This window comes from Parapedomonas caeni, assembly GCF_041060555.1.
Classification (GTDB): Bacteria; Pseudomonadota; Alphaproteobacteria; order Sphingomonadales; family Sphingomonadaceae; genus CAUJIW01.
This window is the reverse complement of sequence record NZ_JBEUDS010000002.1, coordinates 39,345-62,709: the sequence shown is the minus strand read 5'-3', so window position 1 is coordinate 62,709 and position 23,365 is coordinate 39,345. Positions and strand designations below refer to the sequence as shown.

General features: G+C 66.2%; 20 protein-coding genes. 10 read left to right on the top strand and 10 right to left on the bottom strand.

Annotation, left to right across the window (positions count from 1 at the left end; all coding sequences use genetic code 11):
* Nucleotides 1-89 precede the first annotated feature (89 nt).
* The 3 genes from leuB (at nt 90) to ABU113_RS01925 (ending at nt 5,129) form a co-directional block, all read left to right on the top strand.
* The gene (gene leuB, locus ABU113_RS01935; RefSeq protein WP_454557788.1) at nt 90-1,196 is read left to right on the top strand and encodes a 3-isopropylmalate dehydrogenase; all 1,107 of its coding nucleotides are present in this window, start codon (nt 90-92) and stop codon (nt 1,194-1,196) included.
* Between the two features lie 94 nt (nt 1,197-1,290).
* On the top strand, nt 1,291-2,319 hold the full coding sequence (locus ABU113_RS01930) for an aspartate-semialdehyde dehydrogenase (protein WP_454557787.1): 1,029 nt from the start codon (nt 1,291-1,293) through the stop codon (nt 2,317-2,319).
* Between the two features lie 260 nt (nt 2,320-2,579).
* Nucleotides 2,580-5,129 carry an MASE3 domain-containing protein gene (locus tag ABU113_RS01925; protein WP_454557786.1) on the top strand — a complete coding sequence of 850 codons (2,550 nt, stop codon included), beginning with the start codon at nt 2,580-2,582 and terminating at the stop codon, nt 5,127-5,129.
* A 14-nt stretch (nt 5,130-5,143) separates the two neighbouring features.
* Here ABU113_RS01925 and ABU113_RS01920 read toward each other — a convergent pair whose 3' ends face one another.
* Nucleotides 5,144-5,770 carry a superoxide dismutase family protein gene (locus ABU113_RS01920; RefSeq protein WP_454557785.1) on the bottom strand — a complete coding sequence of 209 codons (627 nt, stop codon included), beginning with the start codon at nt 5,768-5,770 and terminating at the stop codon, nt 5,144-5,146.
* Nucleotides 5,771-5,861: 91 nt separating this feature from the next.
* Here ABU113_RS01920 and ABU113_RS01915 point away from each other — a divergent pair, with 91 nt between their 5' ends.
* The 6 genes from ABU113_RS01915 (at nt 5,862) to ABU113_RS01890 (ending at nt 12,119) form a co-directional block, all read left to right on the top strand.
* Complete coding sequence (locus ABU113_RS01915) at nt 5,862-7,283, top strand: circularly permuted type 2 ATP-grasp protein (RefSeq protein ID WP_454557784.1); 1,422 nt, start codon at nt 5,862-5,864, stop codon at nt 7,281-7,283.
* Nucleotides 7,283-8,227, top strand: coding sequence for an alpha-E domain-containing protein (locus tag ABU113_RS01910; RefSeq protein ID WP_454557783.1), 945 nt, complete (start codon nt 7,283-7,285; stop codon nt 8,225-8,227). Before ABU113_RS01915 ends, ABU113_RS01910 begins: the two co-directional genes overlap by 1 nt.
* A 21-nt stretch (nt 8,228-8,248) precedes the next feature.
* The gene (locus ABU113_RS01905) at nt 8,249-9,079 is read left to right on the top strand and encodes a transglutaminase family protein (protein ID WP_454557782.1); all 831 of its coding nucleotides are present in this window, start codon (nt 8,249-8,251) and stop codon (nt 9,077-9,079) included.
* A gap of 55 nt (nt 9,080-9,134) precedes the next feature.
* Nucleotides 9,135-9,875: an alpha/beta fold hydrolase gene (locus tag ABU113_RS01900; RefSeq protein ID WP_454557781.1), complete on the top strand. Its 741-nt coding sequence runs from the start codon at nt 9,135-9,137 to the stop codon at nt 9,873-9,875.
* A 41-nt stretch (nt 9,876-9,916) separates the two neighbouring features.
* A complete protein-coding gene (locus ABU113_RS01895; RefSeq protein WP_454557780.1) occupies nt 9,917-10,657 on the top strand; it encodes a peptidase in 741 nt (246 codons plus the stop codon).
* A 112-nt stretch (nt 10,658-10,769) separates the two neighbouring features.
* A complete protein-coding gene (locus ABU113_RS01890) occupies nt 10,770-12,119 on the top strand; it encodes a flavin-containing monooxygenase (RefSeq protein ID WP_454557779.1) in 1,350 nt (449 codons plus the stop codon).
* 285 nt (nt 12,120-12,404) lie between these two features.
* On the opposite strand, the gene ABU113_RS01885 is transcribed toward ABU113_RS01890, so the two are convergent.
* From ABU113_RS01885 to ABU113_RS01870, 4 genes are all read right to left on the bottom strand, one after another.
* Nucleotides 12,405-13,721: an MFS transporter gene (locus ABU113_RS01885; protein WP_454557778.1), complete on the bottom strand. Its 1,317-nt coding sequence runs from the start codon at nt 13,719-13,721 to the stop codon at nt 12,405-12,407.
* A gap of 53 nt (nt 13,722-13,774) precedes the next feature.
* Entirely contained in the window at nt 13,775-15,187 is a 1,413-nt protein-coding gene (locus tag ABU113_RS01880; protein WP_454557777.1) for an alpha,alpha-trehalose-phosphate synthase (UDP-forming), read from the bottom strand.
* Nucleotides 15,184-15,921 (bottom strand): trehalose-phosphatase, encoded by a 738-nt coding sequence (otsB, locus tag ABU113_RS01875; RefSeq protein WP_454557776.1) that lies wholly within the window; start codon nt 15,919-15,921, stop codon nt 15,184-15,186. Before otsB ends, ABU113_RS01880 begins: the two co-directional genes overlap by 4 nt.
* Nucleotides 15,922-16,329: 408 nt before the next feature.
* Nucleotides 16,330-17,685: a DcaP family trimeric outer membrane transporter gene (locus ABU113_RS01870; RefSeq protein WP_454557775.1), complete on the bottom strand. Its 1,356-nt coding sequence runs from the start codon at nt 17,683-17,685 to the stop codon at nt 16,330-16,332.
* Nucleotides 17,686-18,013: 328 nt separating this feature from the next.
* Here ABU113_RS01870 and ABU113_RS01865 point away from each other — a divergent pair, with 328 nt between their 5' ends.
* A complete protein-coding gene (locus tag ABU113_RS01865) occupies nt 18,014-18,676 on the top strand; it encodes a response regulator transcription factor (RefSeq protein WP_454557774.1) in 663 nt (220 codons plus the stop codon).
* An 85-nt stretch (nt 18,677-18,761) separates the two neighbouring features.
* Here the strand turns inward: ABU113_RS01865 and ABU113_RS01860 are convergent, their stop codons facing one another.
* The 5 genes from ABU113_RS01860 to ABU113_RS01840 form a co-directional block, all read right to left on the bottom strand.
* On the bottom strand, nt 18,762-20,180 hold the full coding sequence (locus ABU113_RS01860; protein WP_454557773.1) for an NAD(P)(+) transhydrogenase (Re/Si-specific) subunit beta: 1,419 nt from the start codon (nt 20,178-20,180) through the stop codon (nt 18,762-18,764).
* A gap of 25 nt (nt 20,181-20,205) precedes the next feature.
* Complete coding sequence (locus ABU113_RS01855) at nt 20,206-20,490, bottom strand: NAD(P) transhydrogenase subunit alpha (RefSeq protein WP_454557772.1); 285 nt, start codon at nt 20,488-20,490, stop codon at nt 20,206-20,208.
* Nucleotides 20,491-20,500: 10 nt separating this feature from the next.
* Nucleotides 20,501-21,631 (bottom strand): Re/Si-specific NAD(P)(+) transhydrogenase subunit alpha, encoded by a 1,131-nt coding sequence (locus ABU113_RS01850; protein ID WP_454557771.1) that lies wholly within the window; start codon nt 21,629-21,631, stop codon nt 20,501-20,503.
* Between the two features lie 21 nt (nt 21,632-21,652).
* Entirely contained in the window at nt 21,653-21,778 is a 126-nt protein-coding gene (locus ABU113_RS01845) for an aa3-type cytochrome c oxidase subunit IV (RefSeq protein WP_454557770.1), read from the bottom strand.
* 152 nt (nt 21,779-21,930) lie between these two features.
* Nucleotides 21,931-23,274: an ABC1 kinase family protein gene (locus ABU113_RS01840; RefSeq protein WP_454557769.1), complete on the bottom strand. Its 1,344-nt coding sequence runs from the start codon at nt 23,272-23,274 to the stop codon at nt 21,931-21,933.
* Nucleotides 23,275-23,365: the final 91 nt, after the last annotated feature.

Sequence of the window (23,365 nt, the reverse complement as noted above, 5' to 3'; positions counted from 1 at the left end):
GCCAGGCCCGGACCGGCTCCGGGCCTCCATGCGCCTGCCGCCGGTCATGACGGCCGGGCACACACACCAAGACAGACAGGATGTCCCACATGACCTTCTCCCTCCTCCTTCTCCCCGGCGACGGCATCGGTCCTGAAGTGGTGGCCGAAGCCAAGAAGGTGCTGGCCTGGTTCCAGGCCAACCGCGGCCTCGACGTCACCACCTCGGAGGACCTGCTGGGCGGCGCCTCCATCGACGCCCATGGCGTGCCGCTGACCGACGCGGCGCTGGCCAGGGCCCGCGCCGCCGACGCCGTGCTGATGGGCGCGGTGGGCGGCCCGAAGTGGGTCGGCCAGAGCTATGACAAGCGCCCCGAGGCCGGCCTGCTCGGCCTGCGCAAGGAGCTGGAGCTGTTCGCCAACCTGCGCCCGGCGATCTGCTTCCCGGCGCTGGCGGATGCCTCGTCGCTGAAGCGCCAGTTCGTCGAGGGCCTCGACCTGCTGTTCGTGCGCGAACTGACCGGCGGCGTCTATTTCGGCACCCCGCGCGGCATCGAGACCCTGGCCAACGGCGAGCGTCGCGGCGTCAACACCCAGGTCTACACCACCAGCGAGATCCATCGCGTGGCACGGGTCGCCTTCGAGCTGGCCGCCAAGCGGCGCGGCAAGGTGACCTCGGCGGAGAAATCCAACGTCATGGAGTCCGGCCTGCTGTGGAAGGAGGAAGTGAGCGCGCTGCACGCGGCGGAATATGCCGCCATCCAGCTCGACCACATGCTCGCCGACAACTGCGCCATGCAGCTGGTGAAGAACCCCAAGCAGTTCGATGTCATCCTCACCGATAACCTGTTCGGCGACCTGCTGTCGGACGAGGCGGCGATGCTGACCGGCTCGCTCGGCATGCTGCCGTCGGCGTCGCTCGGCGCCAAGGACCCCGCCACCGGCAAACAGGCGGCGCTGTACGAGCCGATCCACGGCAGCGCGCCGGACATCGCCGGCCAGGGCCTGGCCAATCCGTGCGCCACCATCCTCAGCCTGGCCATGTGCCTGCGCTTCAGCTTCAACCGCGGTGACGACGCCGACCTGCTGGAACGGGCGGTCTCGGCGACGCTGGACGCCGGCATCCGCACCGGCGACGTGTTCGCGGAAGGCTGCACGCGGGTCGGCACCGCCGGCATGGGCGACGCCATCATCGCCACGCTGGATAAATTGAAATAATCTTGCGTTTTAACGCAAGGATCAAAAAGAAATCTTGTCAAATACGCAACGGGGGATCATATGCCCCCGCACTCGAAGTTCTGGAGAGACCAACATGGGTTATCGTGTCGCTGTGGTCGGCGCCACCGGCAACGTGGGCCGCGAAATGCTCAACATCCTGGCCGAGCGCCAGTTCCCCGCCGATGAGATCGCGGCGCTCGCCTCGTCGCGCTCGGTGGGCAACGAGGTGGAGCTGGGCGAAAGCGGCAAGACGCTGAAGTGCAAGAACCTCGAACACTTCGACTTCACCGGCTGGGACATCTGCCTGATGTCGGCCGGCTCCGAGGTGTCGAAGGTGTGGGGCCCGAAGATCGCCGCCCAGGGCTGCGTCGTCATCGACAACGCCTCTTACTTCCGCATGGACCCGGATGTGCCGCTGATCGTGCCGGAAGTGAACCCGGACGCCATCGACGGCTACAAGAAGAAGAACATCATCGCCAACCCCAACTGCTCGACCGCGCAGATGGTGGTGGCGCTGAAGCCGCTGCACGATCTGGCCGGCATCAAGCGCGTCGTCGTCTCGACCTACCAGTCGGTGTCGGGCGCCGGCAAGGACGGCATGGACGAGCTGTTCGAGCAGACCCGGGCGATCTTCGTCGGCGACCAGCGGGAGGCGCGCAAGTTCTCCAAGCAGATCGCCTTCAACGTCATCCCGCACATCGATACCTTCCTGGAGGACGGTTACACCAAGGAAGAGTGGAAGATGGCGGCCGAGACCAACAAGATCCTCGATCCCGACATCAAGGTGACCGCCACCTGCGTGCGCGTGCCGGTGTTCGTCGGCCACTCGGAAGCCATCAACATCGAGTTCGAACGGCCGATCACCGACGCCCAGGCGCGCGCCGCCCTGCGCGAGGCGCCGGGCGTGATGGTGGTCGATAAGCGCGAGGCCGGCGGCTACACCACGCCGATCGAGTGCGTCGGCGACTTCGCCACCTTCGTCAGCCGCATCCGCAAGGACCCGACGGTCGACAACGGCCTGGCGCTGTGGTGCGTGTCCGACAACCTGCGCAAGGGCGCGGCGCTAAACGCCGTGCAGATCGCCGAACTGCTGGGTCGCCGCCACCTCAAGAAGGCGGCCTGATTGCCGGCGGCGCGCGACTGGTTCCGACCAGGATCGCGCCGCTCAGTCATGACCCCGGCGGTTCGTAGCAGACGAGCGGCGGAGCCCGCAGCCATGACGCCCCGCGCGCCGCAGTCGGCGCCGGGGCGTCGCTGTTCCCAACCAGGCTGTTCGCAGCAGGAACGCGACCGGCAAGCGCCATGCATTGATGGCCCTCACCCTGTCATGTTAGACAACGCTAAAGAAGAGGTCCGGCAGCCATGACGGCGCGTGCCGGGCGAATGCTCAGGGCAGGCATACATGATCAAAACCGGGACAACCGCATCAACCAGAGCATTCATCTGGTGATTCCCGCCGAGCAGCCCATGCGCGAATCGAGCCCGCTGTGGTCGGACTCCGCATCCCGCGGCCTGCTGGGCCTGGTGGCCGTCATGGCCGTGATGACCGTCGCCGCGTTCGTCCTGCCACTGCCCGACCACTTCATTGATCGGTCCAGCTACGCCATGCTGCACCTGATGATGGAGATCTGCGCCATCGTCATCGGCGTGCTGGTGTTCGGCGTGAACTATCACCAGCTCTCGACCCAGCAGCCCGGCCGCATGGTCATGGTCGCCTGCGCCATGCTGGGCGCCGCGGTGTTGGACCTTGGCCATGCCATGTCCTTCCCCGGCATGCCGGATCTGGTGACGCCCGCCGGCGCCGAGAAAGGCATTGCCTTCTGGCTGCCCGCACGCCTCTTCATCGCGGCGACACTGGCACTGGTCGCCTTTCTGCCCTACGGCCCGCTGCGAACGCCCTGGCTGCGCGTCGGCCTGCTGGGCTTTTATCTGTCAGTCGCGGGCGCCATTTTTGGCCTCGTCCTGTTCGCGCCGGAGACGCTGCCGGATACCTACATGCCCGGCACAGGGCTCACCGACTTCAAGATCCGCGCGGAAATACTGATCACCGCGCTGTTCACCATCGCGGCACTCGCCTTCCTGTGGCGCGCGCATCGCCGGCAACCAGGCGAGAACATGCTGATGTTCGCCGCCGCGGCCATCTCTGCACTCGGCGAGGCGCTGTTCACCCAGTACCGGGTGACCAACGACGTCTTCAACCTGATGGGTCATGGCTACAAGGTGGTCGCCTACCTCATCCTGTATCGTGCGGAGTTCGTGCTCAGCCTGCGCGCGCCCTATGTCGAGCTGCAACGTGAGCGCGAGAACCTCGCCAAGGCCAACAGCCGCTTCCAGCAGATATTTGATCTTACCGCCGTCGGCATGACCCAGGTCGAACCAGTGTCGGGACGGATACTCCAGGTCAACCGCCGCTTCTGCACCTTCCTCGGCTATCGGCCAGAGGAGTTGCTTGGCCGCTGGTTCGGCGAATTCACCTTCGAGGAGGACCGCCCCTCCAACCTCGCGATGTATGACAGGCTGCTCAGGGGTGAGGTACCCGAACTCACGCTGGAGAAACGCTATCGGCGCAAGGACGGCAAACTGGTGTGGGGCTTCATAACCTCCACGTTGTTGCGCGACGACAAAGGCCGGCCGATTCTGGGCCTCACCGCCATTGCCGACATCACCGCCCTGCGCGAGGCGGAAGTCGAACGGTTGCAATTGCAGCAGCAGTTGCAGCAGTCCCAGAAAATGGAAGCGCTGGGCCAGTTGACCGGCGGCATCGCGCACGACTTCAACAACATCCTGGCGACCATCATGGGCTATGCCGATCTGGCGCTTGAGCGGATGGTCCCCGACAAATCATCGAAACTGGCGCATTATCTGCGCGAGATTGGCAATGCCAGCGAACGCGCGCGCGACCTGGTGGCGAAACTGCTGGCCTACAGCCGCACCCAGGTGCGCCCCATCGCCACGCCGCTCGCCGTCGAACCGGCAATCCGCCAGACCATCGCCATGCTGCACCCGACCATGCCCTCCGGCATCTCGCTGGAATCTCGGGTGCAGCCCGGTCTACCCCCGGTGGCGATCGATATCGTCGACCTTCAGCAGGTTCTGATGAACCTCCTCATCAATGCCCGAGACGCCATTGGCGAACACGGCTGCATCATCATCGAGGCGCGTCGTTATCAGCCGCCCGAACTGGATGGCCTGCCCACCGAACTGCCACCAGAGCCTGAGCGCATCGAGCTGCTGGTCAAGGACACCGGTCACGGCATCGATGAGGAGATGTTGCCGCGCATCTTCGACCCCTTCTTCACCACCAAAGGCGTCGGCAAGGGCTCAGGCCTCGGCCTGTCCGTGGTACAGGGCATCGTCCGCAATGTCGGTGGTCATATATCGGTACGCAACCGCCGCACCGGCGGCGCGTGCTTCAGCGTGCTGCTGCCCGCCGTGCCCGCGACTGCGGACGCCCCTGCGGCGGCGTCGCCGCCGCCGCCAAGCGCCCACAACCCGGCTGCTGGTTCCCTCTCGATGGCCGACAAGACCCGCCAGGTGATCTGGATCGTCGAGGACAAGGGATCGCTCGCCAATTTCCTCCGGGAGTTGCTGGAGGGCAGCGGCTATCAGGTGGTGGTCTTCAGCAACGCCCGCGATGCACTGGCGACCTTCGACATCGCCGCCGACACGGTCGATCTAGTGCTGACCGATCAGACCATGCCGGAAATGTCGGGCGCGGACCTGGCCCGGGCGATGCTGGCGATCCGCCCCCGGCTACCGATCATTCTGGCCACGGGCTACAGCGACTCCATTGATGCCGAAAGCGCGCGGCGGCTCGGCATCCGCCGGTTCCTCAAGAAGCCAATGAGTGCGCAGGCTCTGCTGGCCGCCGTCAGCGAGGTTCTGGCGATGCCGTCGTCCGACGTGCCGGACCTGGCCGCGCCGGAAGCCTGATCGGGCAACGCGGCTCAGCGCGGGGTGATGACCCCGCAGGCCACCCGCGGCCCGGCATTGCCGGCGGGATCAGACCTGTTGTCATCCGGATCGGCATGCACGATGAACGCCGCGCCATCGGCGTCGAGCACGGCCGGCAGCCCGCCCTCGCCGGCAATGCTCACGCCCTGCAGCATCTGGTGGACCTTCGCCGTGCCATCCGGGCCAACCGCGATGTTGGACAGGTCACCGGCGTGACGACCCTGCGGGTTGTCGCGACCGTGCTGTCTGCCGGCAGGGTTGAAGTGACCGCCGGCTGACGTGAACGGCGCTTCGCAAACACCTTTCTCGTGAATGTGGAAGCCATGTTCACCCGGCGTCAGTCCGCTCAGGTCGCCCCTCACCATCAGATGCCCGTCCGTCGCCCCGTGCAAGGTCAGCATGCCGACAAGATTGCCGGCGGCATCGTGCAGCAGCGCCGATGCCCGAGCGGCCTCGGCGTGATGGTGCTCGGCCGTGCCCGCGACAACAGCGGCGGGGGCAGACAGGACGAGCACTGCGGCGATGACGAAACGAGGGGCGTGCAGCATGGTAATCTCCTCCCGTGCGACTCTCATCTGAACAATCCACACCAGATAAGCCGAATGCAGGTCGTCGCCCAACCGAATTGCGACAGAAGGCTGCTTGACGGGCGCGTGACATCGCTTCACTCTGCCAATGCTGCACCGCAACACGAGACGCATCGGGAGGGCTATGGCGGGCGCTTACGACGAGATGGGGGGCACTGACGGCCAGCTTCGGTCGCAGTACGAAGTGGTCCAGGCCTGGCTGGACGACACGCCACCGGACCTGCTGGAACTCAAGCGCCGCGAAGCCGACGCGCTGTTCCGCCGAATCGGCATCACTTTCGCGGTCTATACCGAGGGCGGCGACCCCGAACGCCTGATTCCCTTCGACATGATCCCCCGCGTGCTGGACGCCACCGAGTGGGCGTCCCTGCGCCGGGGCCTTGAACAGCGGGTGAAGGCGCTCAACGCCTTCATCGGCGATATCTACAACGGCCAGGAAATCCTGCGCGCCGGGCGCGTGCCGGAGCGGCTGATCCTCACCAACCCGCAGTTCCGTCCCGAAATGATGGGCTTCCAGCCACCGCAGGGCGTCTATACCCATGTCGCGGGCATCGACATGGTGCGCACCGGCCCCAACGACTTCTACGTGCTGGAGGACAACTGCCGCACACCCTCCGGCGTCTCCTACATGCTGGAGAACCGGGAAGTGATGATGCGGCTGTTCCCGGACCTGTTCCGGCGCGCCCACGTGGCGCCGGTCGCCCATTACCCCGAGGAACTGTTCGAGACGCTGCGCTCGGTGGCGCCGCCCCGGTGCCGGGGTGAACCCCGCATCGCGCTGCTGACGCCGGGCATCTACAACAGCGCCTATTACGAGCACAGCTTCCTCGCCGACGAGATGGGCATCGAGCTGGTGGAAGCCGCCGACCTCGTGGTGGAGGACAATGTCTGCTACATGCGCACCACGCGCGGACTGACCCGGCTCGACGTGCTCTACCGGCGCATTGACGATGACTATCTCGACCCCCTGGTGTTCCGGCCCGACTCGATGCTGGGCGTACCCGGCCTGATGCACGCCTACCGTGCCGGCAACCTGACGTTGGCCAACGCGCCGGGTGCGGGCATCGCCGACGACAAGGCGGTCTACTGCCATGTGCCGGAGATGATCCGCTTCTACCTCGGCGAGGAGCCGATCCTGCGGAACGTCCCGACCTGGGAATGCGCCAAGCCGGACGACCTGAAATACGTGATCGAGCATCTGGCCGAACTGGTGGTCAAGGTGGTGCACGGGTCGGGCGGCTACGGCATGCTGGTCGGCCCCCATGCCAGCACCGCCGAGCGGGAAGCCTTCGCCGCCAGGATCAAGGCCCGGCCGGCCGACTACATCGCCCAGCCGACCCTGGCACTGTCCACCGTGCCGACCTTCGTCGACGCCGGCGTCGCGCCCCGGCATGTCGACCTGCGGCCGTTCGTGCTGGTGGGACAGGAGGTGCGGCTGGTGCCCGGCGGTCTGACCCGGGTGGCGCTGAAGGAAGGTTCGCTGGTGGTCAACTCCAGTCAGGGTGGCGGCACCAAGGATACCTGGGTGCTGGAGGAGATGGACTGATGCTCGCCCGCACCGCCGAGAACCTGTTCTGGCTCGCCCGCTACATGGAGCGTGCCGAATATGTCGCCCGCCTGATCCAGGTCGCCCAGCGGCTCACCGGCACCACCGCCAGCAACGGCGACGCCAACGAATGGCATTCGGCGATCGTCGCCGCCGGCTGCGAGGAAGGCTTCGTCGCCAGGCATGGCGAGGAGGTGACACCGGAGGCCGCCATCGACTATCTGGTGCGCGACCCCGACAACAACTCCTCCATCCTGTCCTGCTTCGAGACCGCCCGGCGCAACTCCCGCTCGGTGCGCACGGCGCTGACCGCCGACATGTGGGATGCCATCAACACCACCTGGCTGGAGGTGCGCGAGTTCGACGTCGAGGCGCTGCTGCGGGCCGAGAACCTCACCCGCTTCCTGGAATGGACCAAGGAGCGCGCCGGCCTGTTCAACGGCGCCTACGCCAACTCCATGCTGCGCAACGACGCCTTCTACTTCACACGGCTTGGCACCTTCATCGAGCGGGCCGACAACACCGCGCGCATTCTTGACGTCAAATATCATGTGCTGCTGCCCCAGGAAGCCAAGGTCGGCGGCGTCATCGATTACTACCAGTGGGCCTCCATCCTGCGCGCCGTCTCGGCGCTGCGCGCCTATCGCTGGGTCTATCCCGGCCGGATGCACCCCTGGCAGGTGGCCGAGCTGCTGATCCTGCGCCCCGAACTGCCGCGTTCCCTGCTGTTCTGCTTCGAGCAGATCACCGCCAATCTCGATCTCATCGGGCAGGGGCATGGCCGGCCAACGGAGGCGCAGCGGCTGGCTGGCCAGATGTATGCCAAGCTGCGTTATGCCCGCATTGACGACATTTTTCAGGAAGGCCTGCACGAATTCCTAACCGAGTTCATCGACAGTACGATTGTGCTGGGCCAGGAGGTCGGCAAACAGTATCTGGCATGATGTGCCAGCTTGGAACATGTCATGCGACTGAAAGTCCGTCACACGACCGTCTATACCTACGCGGAACCGTTCGCCTACCTGATCCAGGCGATCCGGCTGACGCCGCGTCCCCACGATGGACTGGCCATCCATCGCTGGCAGGTGACCGGCACCGACGGTCGCGCCCTGCCCGCCACCGCTGACGGTTTCGGCAACGTCGTGCTGACCCAGACCATCACCCGGGAAACCGACACGGTGGAGATCAGCGTCGAGGGCGACGTCGAGACCCGCGATACCTTCGGCGTCGTGCGCGGCGCACCCGAGCCGCTGCCGCCGCTGGCCTTCACGCAGCCGACCAACGCCACCCAGACCGATGCCGCCATCGCCGACCTGGCCGACTGGGCCGCCGCCGGGCGCGCCAATGATCTCGACCGCCTGCACCGGTTGATGCGAGCCATCGGCGAGCGCATCGCCCGCGCGCCCGACAGCGCCGACGCGCAGCCGACCGCCGCTGCGGCTTTGACCGCCGGGCGCGGCGTGCCGGCCGACCACAGCCATGTGATGATCGCCGCGGCCCAGCATCTGGGCTACCCTGCGCGCTACGTCTCCGGCTATCTGTGGACCAGCGATGACGACGTGGCGCCAGCCAACCACGCCTGGACCGAAGTGCATGTCGCCGACCTCGGTTGGGTCGGCTTTGATCCCGCCAACGGGCTGTGCCCCACCGAGGCCTATGTTCGCGTGGCGACCGGACGCTGCTATGATGATGCCGCACCGGTGCGGGGCATCCGTCGGGGTGGCGCATCGGAACGGTTGTCGGTCGCAGTGCAGATCGCCGCCGGCATTCAGGCGCAACAGCAACAGCAGCAGTGATCACCCGATCAGGGTTGCGCGAACATAACGATAACAGTGACGGGAAGTATCGAGCGTGCGTGTACGGAGTTTTGATGGCGTTGAACTGGCAGTGCGGGATGAGGGCGCGGGCCGCCCGGTCATCCTGGTCCATGGATTCTTGTCGACCGCCCGGGTCAACTGGGAGGCGTTCGGCACCGCCCGCGCGCTGAATGAAGCCGGCTTCCGCACCCTGCTGCCCGACCTGCGCGGCCACGGCGACTCCGACGCCCCCACCATTGCCACTGCCTATCCGCCGGACGTCCTGGCACTGGACCTCGCGGCCATTGTGCGCCATTTCGAGCTGACCGACTACGACCTGGTGGGCTACTCGCTGGGCGCCCGCACGGTGGTGCGCGCCGTGGTCGCCCATGATCTGGCCCCGCGCCGGATGATCCTCGGCGGCATGGGCGCGACCGGGATCATCGCCGGCCAGGCCCGCGCCGCCTGGTTCGTCAGCGCCATCGCGGAACGGGCCACCGCCAAGCCACTGTCCGACAAGGGCCGGGTGGCGCGCTTCCTGGCCTCCACCGGCACCGATCCGGACGCCGCCATGCACATCATGGGCTCCTACGTCGAGACGACGTCGGAAATGCTGCGCGCCATCGCCACCCCGACACTGGTGCTCGCCGGCCAGGACGACCACGACAACGGCTCGGCGGAAGAGCTGGCCCGACTGCTCCCCAACGCGCGCTACAAGGCAATCCCCGGCGACCATATGAGCGCCGTCACCCGGGCGGAATTCAGGCAGGCGATTGTTGATTTCCTGAGCGCTTGAGGGAACAAGCGTTGATGCGCGACTGGAGCGGGGGCACGGCCATGACCTATTGTGTTGGACTCTATCTGGAAGACGGCCTGGTGATGCTGGCCGACACCCGCACCAACGCGGGCGTCGACAACATCGCCACCTTCTCCAAGATGCATGTGTTCGAGAAGCCGGGCGAGCGAGTGATCGTCGCCATGACCGCCGGCAACCTCGCCATCTCGCAGGCGGTGGTCAACATGATCACCGAGGGCGTCGAGGATCCCGAGACCGGCCACATCGAGACCATCTACACCGTGCCGTCGATGTTCCGCGCCGCCCAGCTGGTGGGCGACACCATCCGCAAGATCTACAAGACCGACGGCGAGGCGATGCAGGCGCAAAACGTGCGCTTCGACGTGTCGATCATCCTTGGCGGCCAGCTCAAGGGCCGCACCATGCGGCTGTTCCACATCTATTCGGCGGGCAACTTCATCCAGGCCACCGCCGACACGCCGTTCCTGCAGATCGGCGAGAACAAGTATGGCAAGCCGATTCTGGACCGCGCCGCCACCCACCAGACCGCGCTGACCGACGGCATCAAGCTATGTCTGGTGTCGATGGACTCCACCCTGCGCTCCAATCTGACGGTCGGCCTGCCGGTCGACCTGCTGGTCTACAAGAAAGACAGCTTCCAGGTGGCCATGCAGCGGCGCATCGGCGAGGACGACCCCTATTTCAAGATGATCCGCCAGCGCTGGTCGAGCGCGCTGCGCAAGGCCTATCGCGCGATTCCGGCGCCCGACTGGGGCGTCTGAGGCCCGCGCGTCACGCTTCCTGTCCCCCCACCCTTGTCCTGCCACGCCGTCACGCTACTCTGGGCAAAACTGAGTAGCGCGCAAAATCGCGCCGAAGGGGAAGGAACGGGCAATGGCGGCTGAGCACCATCCCAGAAGCTGCATCATCGGCGCCGGCGCCGCCGGCCTCACCACCGCCAAGCGCCTGAAGGACTGGGGCCTGCCCTACGACTGCTTCGAGATGTCAAACGACATCGGCGGCACCTGGTACTACAAGAACCCCAACGGCCGCTCGGCCTGCTACGACAGCCTGCACATCGACACCTCGAAGTGGCGGCTGGCGTTCGAGGACTTGCCGGTGCCGGCGGACTTCCCCGACTTCCCGCATCACAGCCAGATTCTCGCCTATCTGCGGCAGTACCGTGACCACTTCGGGCTGGGCGACACCATCACCTACAACACCGAGGTGACGCGCGCCCACCGCGAGGCGGACGGCCGCTGGCGCGTCAGCCTCTCGACCGGGGAAACCCGCGACTATGACGCGCTGATCGTCGCCAACGGCCACCACTGGGATCCGCGCTGGCCCGACCCCTACCCCGGTCACTTCGATGGCCTGCAGATGCATGCGCATGACTATCGTACGCCGTTCGAGCCCCACGACATGCGCGGCAAGGCGATCCTGGTGGTCGGTGCCGGCAACTCGGCGATGGACATCGCCTCCGAGCTGTCGCAGCGGCCGATCGCCCGCCGGCTGTTCCTGTCCACCCGGCGCGGCGTCCATGTGCTGCCCAAATATCTCAACGGCAAGCCCGCCGACAAATCCGCCCTGCCGGCCTGGGTACCACTGCCGATCGGCCGCTGGCTTGCCCGTCAGGTGGTGGGCCGCGCCGTCGGCCGGATGGAGGACTACGGCCTGCCCAAGCCGGACCACAAGCTGTTCGAGGCCCACCCCTCGGTGTCCGGCGAGTTCCTGACCCGGGTCGGCTGCGGCGACATCGCCGTCCGGCCTGGCATCGCCCGCTTCGAGGGCAACACCGTCCATTTCACCGACGGCAGCGCTGAAGCCGTCGACGTCATCATCTACGCCACCGGCTACAGGATCAGCTTCCCGTTCTTCGACCAGCCGGACTTCAGCCCCGACGCCGACAACCGCCTGCCGCTGTTCAAGCGCATGGTGCTGCCGGGGGTCGACAACCTGTTCTACATGGGGCTGGCCCAGCCGCTGCCGACCCTGGTCAACTTCCCGGAGCAGCAGTCGAAACTGGTCGCCGCCTGCCTCGCCGGCCGCTACGCGCTGCCCGACAGCGCCGAAATGCGCCGGATCATCGCCCGCGACGAGCGCCAGCATCTGGGGCATTTCTACCAGAGCCCGCGCCATACCATTCAGGTCGACTTCAACCACTATGTCGCTGATCTGAATAAGGAAATCCGCCGCGGTGAGCAGCGGGCACGCGCCCGTGGCATTCGACCCCGCGCGGCCTGAACCCCCTCATGCCGCCCGGCTGCCAGCCTGCGTTCGAACCCGCCTCATGGTTAGCAAACAGCGTTGACGCTTTGTTAACCATCTAAGGCGTAGAAATGGCCTCGGTCGATTTCATTCGCATCAGCTTCCTGAGAGATCGCACCACCCTGAATGACGCCTTTAAGCGGGTCGCACATGCGACCCGTTTTTTTTGGGCGCCCACGCCATCCCCACAACCCGCCGGCCCCACAACCCGCCGGCCTGGCGCGGCTAGGCGGCCTGGCGCGGCTAGGCGGCCTGGCGCGGCTAGGCGGCCGGCGAGTCCGCCTGACCGGGATCCCCCGGCGCCTCCCCGGCTTCACCGCGCGCCTCGTCCACCGGACCCGACAGCACCGGCGCGGTCGCCGAGAAATCGAACTGCGCCTTGTCGGCCGGCGCCGGCGACGGGGTGATGGCCAGCCGGTGGCGCAAATAGGTGAACACTGCCAGCTGGGCCACGGCCGTGAACAATGCGAAGCCCCACAGGTTGCCCATTGCCGTCATCAGCGCCGATGCGAGCAGCGGTCCCGCCGCCGCCCCCAGCGCATTGGTCAGCAGCAGTCCGGCCGAGACCTCCACCATGTCGTCGCGCGACGCCAGATCGAACACATGAGCGGCGATCACCGCATAACCCGGCAGGGTCACCGCGCCGAACAGCATCGCCAGCAGCAGTGCGCCGGCGCCCGACTGACCCAGCCCCAGCACCAGCGCCACCAGCAGTGCCAGCGCGGCCGACAGCAGCGACAGCATCTGGGCAATGCGCCGGCGGTCGAGACGGTCTGAGAGCTGACCGAGCGGCGCCTGCACCAGCGCGCCGCCCAGCACGGCGGCACTCATGAAGGAGGCGACGAAGGTCATCGAGCCGGAAGCGGTCTGCACAACCACCGGCGCCAGCCCCCAGAAAGCGCCATTGGCCAGACCGATGCCGAAGATCGATACGAACCCGGCCGGCGACAACGCATAAAGGAAGCGCGGCCGCAAGCGTACCGCCAGCAGCGGCGCCGGCTGGGTGGCCCGGGTCAGCGTCACCGGCAGCGCCGCCAGCGACAGCAGGATCGCCATCAGCGCGAACAGGGTAAAGCCCGCCGGATCGAAACGGGCGGCCAGCAGCTGACCAACGGTGATGACTGTGAGGTTGATCGCGACGTAGCTCGACATCACGACCCCACGGGTAGCGGGCGTGGCCTGGTCGTGCAGCCAGCTTTCGAGCACCAGCGACAGCCCGGCAACGCACAGTCCGGTAACGAAACGACCCGCCACCCAGGTTACGGGCGTGACCAGCAGCGACAGCGCCAGCACCACCACCACGGTCAGCGACACCAGCGCCGCATAGGTGCGGATATGGCCGACCGCCGCGATCAGCCGGGGACCCGCCAGACAGCCGACGGTGAAGCCCAGAAAATAGCCGGTGCCCAGGAGCCCGATCATCAGTGGCGGAAAATGCTCGGCCTGGGCACGCAGGGGCAGCACCAGCATCTGCATGCCATTGCCTGTAACCATCAGGGCGGTCGACGCCAGCAGCGCCGCGATGGGCCAGATGATGGCCCCAACACGCCCCAGCGCGCCGTTCAAACCCAGCGCCATGGCAAACCTCCCTTGCCGCCACCGCCGACGTCCGAGCGATCGACCGACCGCGCTCAGGCCACAAGAGCGTCGGCCGCCGGCCGCACTGTCAGGGCCGCCAGCGCGGCCTGGCTCCAGGCACTGGCCGTACCGGCCCAGACCGCTTCGCGCAGGCTCCGGTTGCGCGCCTGGCGTTCGGCCAGCGGCATGGTCAACGCCACGTCCAGCGCCTCGGCGATCTCGTCGGGGTCGTGCGGGTTGATCAGCAGCGCGTCGCCCAGCGCACCGGCGGCGCCGGCGAAACGGGACAGGATCAGCACGCCGGGGTCAGCCGGATCCTGGGCGGCGACAAATTCCTTGGCGACGAGGTTCATGCCGTCCCGCAATGGCGTCACCAACCCGACGCGGGCGGTGCGATAGACTCCGGCCAGCACGGGACGGGGTACAGGCCGGGTCAGATAGCGCAGCGGCACCCAGTCGAGATCCGCGTACTGACCGTTGATCTGGCCCGCCAGCCGGTCCAGCTCGCGCTTGAGGTCTCGATACTCGGCCACGTCATCGCGCGAACGCGGCGCCACCTGCAGGAAGCTGACCCGGCCACGATGTTCCGGGTGCGACTCCAGCATCCGGCCAAAGCCCCGGAAGCGGTGCGGCAGGCCCTTGGAATAGTCGAGCCGGTCAACGCCGACGATCAGCGCCTTGTCGCCGATGCTGTCGCGCAGTCGCGGCACCTCGACGAGACCGTCGGCCTGCTCGGCCAGCTGCTGGAACTCGTCCGGGTCGATGCCTGCCGGAATGGCACTGGTGCGGGTCATCCGGCCGTCCAGCAGGGCACAGCCGTCGGCCGTGATGCGGGCGCCCAGGATGTCGCGCAGGCAGTCAAGGAAATGCTGGCGATCCTCCTCGGTCTGGAAGCCGACATGGTCATAGGCCATCATCGCCCGCAGCAGGGTCGGCGCCGCCGGCAGTGCCGAGAACATCGCTGGCGGCACGAACGGGATGTGCAGGAAGAAGCCGATCGGACCCTCAAAGCCACGCTGGCGCAGCCGTTGGCCCATCGGCATCAGGTGATAGTCGTGCACCCACACCCGGTCGCCAGCGCGCAACTGCGGCATCAGATGCTCCGCGAAGCTGCCATTGACTGCCAGATAGGTGGCGAAATCCTGCCGGTCGTAGGTCAACAGGCCTTGCCGGTAATGCAGCAACGGCCACAAGGTCCGGTTTGCAAACGCCACATAGTAGGCACGATAGGCGGCCTCGGTGAGGTCGAGCGTGACCAGGTCGATGCCCTCCGCCCGGGCGTGGCGGACGTGGCCAGCCTCGGGGCCATAGCGGCCGCTCCAGCCGAACCACAACGTCCGGCCGGGGACCAGCGCGTCCTTGATCGCCACGGCCAGCCCGCCGGCGGCGGCAACCCCACGACGACCCAGCGTCGGCACCCGGTTGGAGACGATGACAAGACGATCATCGTTGTTGCTTGTCATCATACGATCTGGCCCTCCGTGGTCACAATCCCGGCCTCTGCCTGCGCCGCGAGCCAACGACGCACCGCCGCCGGCTCGCCCGCGAAATCCTGCGCCACCCGCAAGCCGACGCCGCCGAACAGCAGTGCCGCGCGAATGCCGTCCTCGTCGGTCACGTCGTCGCCGATGAACACGGGCCGCCGATCCCGGAAGGGCGGGGTCTGCATCAACCGGGCCACCGCCACGCCCTTGCCGCCGCCACGCGGCCGCAACTCGAAGGCCATGTGGGCCGTCGTCAGCTCATGGGTACCGCAGCGGGCGGCCATGGCCTCCAGCACCCGCCGCAGCCGGTCCCGGCTGCCCGGCGCCTGACGGTAATGCACCGTCAGGCAGGTCTGCTTGTCCTCCACCAGGACCCCCGGCAGCTGGCCAAGATCATTTTGTATCTCCCGCACCAGGGGGCGCGGCAGCGGTCGGCGCCGGCTCAACCAGCGTTTGCCGCCATCGGCAAAGCGGACGACGGCGCCATGGTCACCGGCCATGGTCACGCCAACCCCCGGCAACAGCGCCTCAAGGTCGGCAAGGGCGCGGCCGGAGACCAGCGCCAGCGCACCACTGGTGACCGTCGAGAGCCGTTCGAGCAGGGAGGGGAGCGTCGCCGGAACGGTGACGCCGTCCGGCGTGGGCGCCAGATCGACCAATGTACCATCGACATCGAGGAACCAGGCGGTGCTGGCGGGATCAAATCTCGCAAGCATAGTGAATCACAGTGAAAATCACCAATATTGACAAACCAATCCTTCAGGGTTGTGCAATGGTATGCCATTAATCATATATCGTCAAACTCAATTTGTAATACTTAATATAATTAGATAATTAATTACTCAATATTCAGAATTTTTCCCTGCTTTAAGTCAAATTAGAGATTCCCCCCCATGCGTGAATTAATGGAAAAGAAATTTTTATTACCTCTATTCTTAAAAGCCGCTCGCGCTGCGGCGCAGTACAACATAATACTGCACCTGCGCAATAACGGCAGGCACGGCAGCCAGGACTGGAGGTATGGCGCGGCGACGCTGGCGCGTCCTCCCCCTCTCCTGCCGCAGGGCAGGGGACGAGGGAGGAGCCACCCGGGATGAGCCGCCAGCCAATGGCGGCGCGCGCGATCAGAAGGCGTATTTGGTCGAGACCTGGAACCGGCTCATGGTACCATCCCAGCCGCTTTCGATCTGACGCTCGGCGTAGATATATTCCGCCCCGAACGTCAGTTGCGGCACCGGCGACCACAGCAGGTTGACCTGCGCCGACCACACGCGGTCAGTGACGTTGCCGCCGGTCAACGCCACCGGATTGTCCGCCTTGAAGAAGGCGCCGGTGAGGGTGGAGCGCAGGCCCGGCGCCCAGACGTGGCGATAGGCAACAAAGCCGCTGTAGACGTCGATGGGCTTCAGGCTGCCGTCGGCGCGGATGGCGACATCGTTGACGATGTTGATGCCGATGTAGCGGCCGATGCCGCGGCCGGCGTTGGCCATGAAGCGGATGTCGTCGCTGGCGCCGACCTTGATCAGGCCGGCGGCGCTCAGACCATAGCCCATGGCGCTGTCGTCGATGGTGTCGACACAGTTCTTGCAGTCGAGCTGCCGCACCAGGCCAGCCAGCGTGAACTGGCCGAAGTCGGCCTTGCGCACGTAGCGCACCACGATGTCGGGCAGCGCACCGTCGTTGCTCGACACGGCCGCGCCGCTGGCCTGGGTGACCACCGTCTCGGGATTCTCGATGGCGATCTGGACGTCACCCATGGTGTAGCGGATCTGCGGCTGGCGGACGAACACCGTGCCCTCGGTCGGGCCCACATAGTCGATGCCGTCGGGCAGTACCTCGGCGTTCTGGAACGTCGACCAGGTCTGGCCGACCAGCAGATTGTCCCACTGGATGAAGGCATGGCGCAGCATCGGCGAATAATTGTTGGTCGCCCGCTCGGTGGCGTTGGTGCCCACCACCTGAAAATCAAACTCCAGACGACCGGACAGCTTGTGACCATCGACATCGGTCTCGCCGCTCACCCACAGCCGGGTTTCGCGGGCACTGGCGTTGGTGTCGAAACCGTCACTCTTCGAGGCCGCCGCCTCCACCGGAATCTGTTGCGGCAGATAGAAATCGTCACCCACCACTTCCGGCTCGGTATCGCCATCGGAGTAACGGGTGGCGTTGAAGTCGGCCTTGAGGTAGCCGCCAATCTTGAAGCGGGTCTTGCCGACCCGGAAGCCGTCGCCGGAAGCGGAGGCCTTGCGCACCTCCTCTGCCTTGGCGTCGGTGGCGGCGACCTTCTGCTCCAGCTCCTGGCGCTGGCTGACCACTGTCCGGGCCTGTTCAAGAATCTGCCGGTCCTGCGTATTGATCTTGCCGTCCTGGGCTTCAAGACGCTGGAGAATCTGCTCCAGCAGGCCTTCCAGCCGCTCGACCCGCTTTTCCAGCGGCTCCCCGGCGGCAAGGGCCGGCGATGCCGCGCCGATGCCGCTCATGACCGTCGACGTCACCAACAACGCACGCAACCATGACCGATGTTCGCATCGCATCATCATGTCAGACCTCCCCAGTCCGCCGCTTTCTTTATTGACGGATGGGTGAGCATTCCGAAAAAGGAGGCCGATGGGCCATCTAGCGGATGGTCTGTCAGCCAAAGGTCGTAGGAGGCAGACCTTCCGCCGAGTTGACAGTTAAATTCACTCGACTTTCCAGAGGGTCAGGTTTGGACTATTGTTCATCGGGACAACTCACGACATCCGCGGATCGGCGCGACAACAGGTCAGGCGTGGCGTGCACACGAGAAAAAGCCGGGGGAGGTGAAGAATGGCGCCGACCGTGATTATCGCGGATGATCATCCGCTGTTCTGCGAGGCGCTGGAGATGGCCGTGCAGCGGGTCCGGCCCGACGCCCGCATCGTCCGCACCACCACACTGAAGGAAACGCTGGAAGCGATAGGCAGCCAGCACCCCGGTACCGTTTTCCTCGATCTGATGATGCCCGACAGCCGAGGCTTCGCCGGCCTGCTGTCGATCCGGCAACTCCGGCCGGAACTGCCGGTGGTGGTGGTCTCGGCCAGCGACGACCCCTCGGTCACTGCCCGTGCGCGCGCCTTCGGCGCCCATGGCTTCATCCCCAAATCAGCGCCGCTTGCCACCATTCGTGAAGCCATGGCCGCCGCCATGGCCGGCCAGCCAAGCTGGCCTGACGGCAACCAGGCGGAAGGCGCCCCGCTCAATGGCAACAGTGAGGCGGTGCAGCGGCTCGCCACCCTGACGCCGGCACAGATGCGGGTACTGATGGGCCTGAGCGAGGGCCTGCTCAACAAGCAGATCGCCTATGAAATGAACATCTCGGAAGCCACCGTGAAGGCGCACGTGACCGCGGTGTTCCGCAAGCTGCACGTGGTCAACCGCACCCAGGCGGTGCTGGCGGCCAAGGCGCTGGACATCATCCAGCCGGAAATCGACCTCTCCGGCGCCCGCTGACAATCGCCGGCGCAAAAAAATGGCCGGGTCGCCCCGGCCATTTTTCCGTTTCCGTCGTGTGGTCGGCCATCCGTGGCCGGGCGTCTTAGTGGGCCAGTGCCTTCACGATCTCCTCGGTGACCTTCTTGGCGTCGCCGAGCAGCATCATCGTGTTGTCGCGGAAGAACAGCTCGTTCTCGACGCCGGCATAGCCCGCGCCGCCCATCGAGCGCTTGATGAACAGCACCGTCTTGGCCTTTTCGACGTCAAGGATCGGCATGCCGAAGATCGGGCTCGAACGGTCGGTCTTGGCCGCCGGGTTGGTGACGTCGTTGGCGCCGATGACGAAGGCGACGTCGGCCTGGCCGAACTCGGTGTTGATGTCCTCCAGCTCGAACACGTCGTCGTAGGGCACGTTGGCTTCCGCCAGCAGCACGTTCATGTGGCCCGGCATACGCCCCGCGACGGGGTGGATGGCGAACTTCACCGACACGCCTTCCTTCTTCAGCGTGTCGGTCATCTCGCGCAGCACGTGCTGGGCCTGGGAGACCGCCATGCCGTAGCCCGGCACGATGATCACCTTCTCGGCGTTCTTCATGATGAAGGCGGCATCGTCGGCCGAGCCCTTCTTGTACGGCCGGTCGACCTTGGGGCCGCCCGGCCCCGCCGCCGCGCCGGCATCGGCACCGAAGCCGCCGGCGATGACCGAGATGAACGAGCGGTTCATCGCCTTGCACATGATGTAGCTGAGGATGGCGCCCGAGGAACCCACCAGCGCGCCGGTGATGATCATCGCCGTGTTGTGCAGCGTGAAGCCCATCGCCGCCGCCGCCCAGCCGGAATAGCTGTTCAGCATCGACACCACCACCGGCATGTCGGCGCCGCCGATCGGGATGATCAGCAGGAAGCCGATCAGGAACGACAGGCCGGTGATCGCCCAGAACACCCACGGGCTCTGGTCGGTGACGAAATAGGCGATCAGGCCGATGATGACGGCGAGAGTGCCGAGGTTGATGACATGCCGGCCCGGCAGCATGATCGGCGCGCCCGACATGTTGCCGTTGAGCTTGGCGAACGCGATCACCGAGCCCGAGAAAGTGATGGCGCCGATGGCGATGCCGAGGCTCATCTCGACCCGGCTGACCAGGTGGATGTTGTCCGCCGTGCCGATGCCGAAGACGTCCGGGTTCAAGTAGGCCGCCGCCGCCACCAGCACCGCCGCCATGCCGACGAGGCTGTGGAAGGCGGCGACCAGCTGCGGCATCGCCGTCATGGCAATGCGCTGGGCGATGACATAGCCGATGCCGCCGCCGATCAGCAGCGCGCCGGCGATTTCCGGCAGGCTGGCGAGTTGGTGGGTGACCAGCGTGGTCACCACCGCGATCAGCATGCCGATCATGCCGAACATGTTGCCCTGGCGACTGGTCGCCGGGCTGGACAGCCCGCGCAGCGCCAGGATGAACAGCACGCCGGCGGCGAGATAGGCGAGCGGCACCCAGCCGGGCGCGGCGGTCGCGTGAGTCATGACGTCCGCTTCCATTGGTGCCCCCTCACTTCTTCTCTTTTTTCTTGTACATGCCCAGCATCCGCTGGGTGACGGCGAAACCGCCGAAGATGTTGACCGCGGCGAAGGCGACCGCCACCAGGCCGAGAATCTTGGCACTCGACCAGTCGGTGGGTGCGGCGGCGATCAGCGCGCCGACGACGATCACCGAGGAAATGGCGTTGGTCACCGCCATCAGCGGCGTATGCAGGGCCGGCGTTACCGACCACACGACGTAGTAGCCGACGAAGATCGCCAGCACGAAGATCGACAGCTGGGAAATGAAATCCATGTCCGCCCCCTTAACCCTGCAGCGCCGGATGGACGACCGCGCCGTCCCTGGTGACGACAACGGCCTTGAGGATCTCGTCGTCCCAGTCCCAGGCGATCGACCTGGCTTCCTTGTCGTGGAAGGCCGACAGGAAATTGAACAGGTTGCGCGCGAACAGCGCCGAGGCATCGCTCGCCAGCCGGCTCGGCACATTGCGATGGCCGACGATGGTCACGCCATTGTCGGTGGTCACCACCTCGCCGGCCCGTGTCAGTTCGCAATTGCCACCCTGCTCGGCCGCCAGGTCGACGATCACCGCGCCCGGCGCCATGCTTTCCACCATCTCCGCCGACACCAGACGCGGCGCCGGACGACCCGGAATCAGCGCGGTGGTGATGACGATATCCTGCTTCTTGATGGTCTCGGCGATCAGCGCCGCCTGCTTGACCTTGTAGGCGTCGGACATTTCCTTCGCGTAGCCGCCGGCGGTCTCGGCCTGACGGGCTTCCTCGTCATCGACGAAGATGAACTTGCCGCCCAGACTCTCCACCTGCTCCTTGGTCGCCAGCCGTACGTCGGTCGCTGACACGATGGCGCCCAGCCGCTTGGCGGTGGCGATCGCCTGCAACCCGGCAACGCCGACCCCCATGACGAACACCTTGGCGGCCGGAATGGTGCCAGCGGCGGTCATCATCATCGGCAGCGCGCGACCATAGTGCTCGCAGGCGTCCAGCACCGCCTTGTAGCCGGCGAGGTTGGACTGCGAGGACAGGATATCCATCGACTGCGCGCGGGTGATGCGCGGCATGAACTCCATCGCCATGGCGGTCAGCCCCGCCTCGGCATAGGCCTGCATCAGCTCCCGGTTCTGATACGGGTTCAGGCTGGCCGCCAGCACGGCGCCGCGCGGGAAGCCCGCCAGCGCGTCGGCGTCCGGCCCCTGGATTTTCAATACGATGCCGACACCCGCCAGCACCGCCGCCTTGTCGGCGACCGTCGCGCCAGCAGCGGCATAGGCCGCGTCACTGATGTTGCAGGCAGCCCCGGCGCCTGCTTCCACCGCCACCTCGAACCCGAGGCCAATGAACTTCTTGACCGTCTCAGGCGTGGCCGCGACCCGCCGTTCGGCGGTGCGCGTTTCTTTCAGCACCCCGATCTTCATGCGTCCCCCTGTTGGTTCGTGCTAGACGAGGAAAGCGGCCATCAAGACCAGCAAGATCACGATCGCGATGATGCTGAACTTGGTCAAACCGATGAACCCTTCGTAGGTCCGCCGGTGATCCCGCATGTCGAACTCGCTATCAGCCATGGCCATACCTGCTCCACTCACTATTTTGTTGGCCGCGCACCATAGCAAAGGCCGGGCGAATGCCAAGGCGCGAGCCCTGTAAAATGGTCAACCACAGCGAAACTTTCTGCGCAACTTCACAAATTGCGCAGTAATAAAATTTTACAGGCTGGTCATTTCGTTAGCCCCGCCGCCGTCAGCGCAGCGGTCTGGCGGTCGGCCAGCGCGGCGACGTCAAAGCCGTCGATGACGTCCTGGAACAGCCGGTACCAGTTCACCCGGGCGCCCAGATGCAGGAACACCCCGCCCAGCCCGATGGCGGCGCGATCCATGAACACGAACTCGCGCGGCGGCGTCACCGGCCCCAGCTCGCGCAGCCGGGCATGGACGCGGGCCGCCTGCTCGCGGCCATAGTCGCCGGGCTTCTCCGCCGCGTTGATGAGACGTGGCGCATCCTCCATCAGCGGCCCGTAGAGGAAGCCCGCCCAGATGTTGAGCGTCTCCACCAGCTCGCGGCTGAGGTTGGCGAAACCCCAGCTTTCATAGGCATGGACGGCGAGATCGAAATCGCCGTCACGCAGGGCGCGATAAAGGTCGATGACGCCGCCGACGAAGCGCGGCGGGAACACCCGCACGCAGCCGAAATCCAGCAGGTTGATGCCCAGATCGTCGCGGGCGGCATAATTGCCCAGGTGCGGGTCGCCATGGATGACGCCATAGCGGTGGAATGGCACATACCAGGCGCGGAACAGGTTGATCGCCAGCTGGTCGCGCACATCCTGCGGCGCGTCCTTGAAGCTGAGCAGCGGCCGGCCCTCCAGCCAGCTCATGGTGAGCAGCCGGCGGGTCGACAGCGCCTCGACCACGGCTGGCACTTGCACCATCGGCTCGTCGGCCAGCATGTGCCGGTAGAGCGCCATGTGCCGGGCCTCCAGCGCGTAATCCAGTTCCTCGCGCAGCCGGTCCGCCAGTTCCTCGCGAATCGCCGACGGGTCGATGGCGCGATCATAGGCCCGGTAAAGCCCCAGGATGACGTCGAGCTGGCGAAGGTCCGCCTCCACGGCGGATGCCATGTCGGGATATTGCAGCTTCACCGCCAAGGGCTGGCCATCCAGCCCGGTCGCCCGATGCACCTGGCCGAGCGAGGCGGCGGCGGCCGCCGTCTCCTCGAAGCTGGCGAAGCGGTCCCGCCAGTCCTCCCCCAGCTCGGCGCGCAGGCGGCGCTTGACGAACGGCCAGCCCATCGACGGCGCGTTGGCCTGCAATTGAGCGAGTTCGCGGGCATAGTCGGCCGGCAGCGCCTCCGGGATGGTCGCGAGAATCTGCGCCACTTTCATCACCGGGCCTTTCAGCCCGCCGAGTGCTGCCTTGAGGGCTTCGGCGTGCCGGGCCTCGTCCAGCGGTGTCCCGAGCAGCCGGTTGGCGGCGAACTGCGCCGCCAGGCCGCCCACCGCGCCGGTCACCTTGGCGTAGCGGGCGAGCCTGCCGCCCAGCCGGTCGTCGTCACGAAGGGTCATGCACGCCTCAACTCCATCGGCCACCGATGCCCGGAAGGTAGGCACGACACACGCCCGGTGCCAGCCCCCAACCCCGGACTTTCCCGATTCG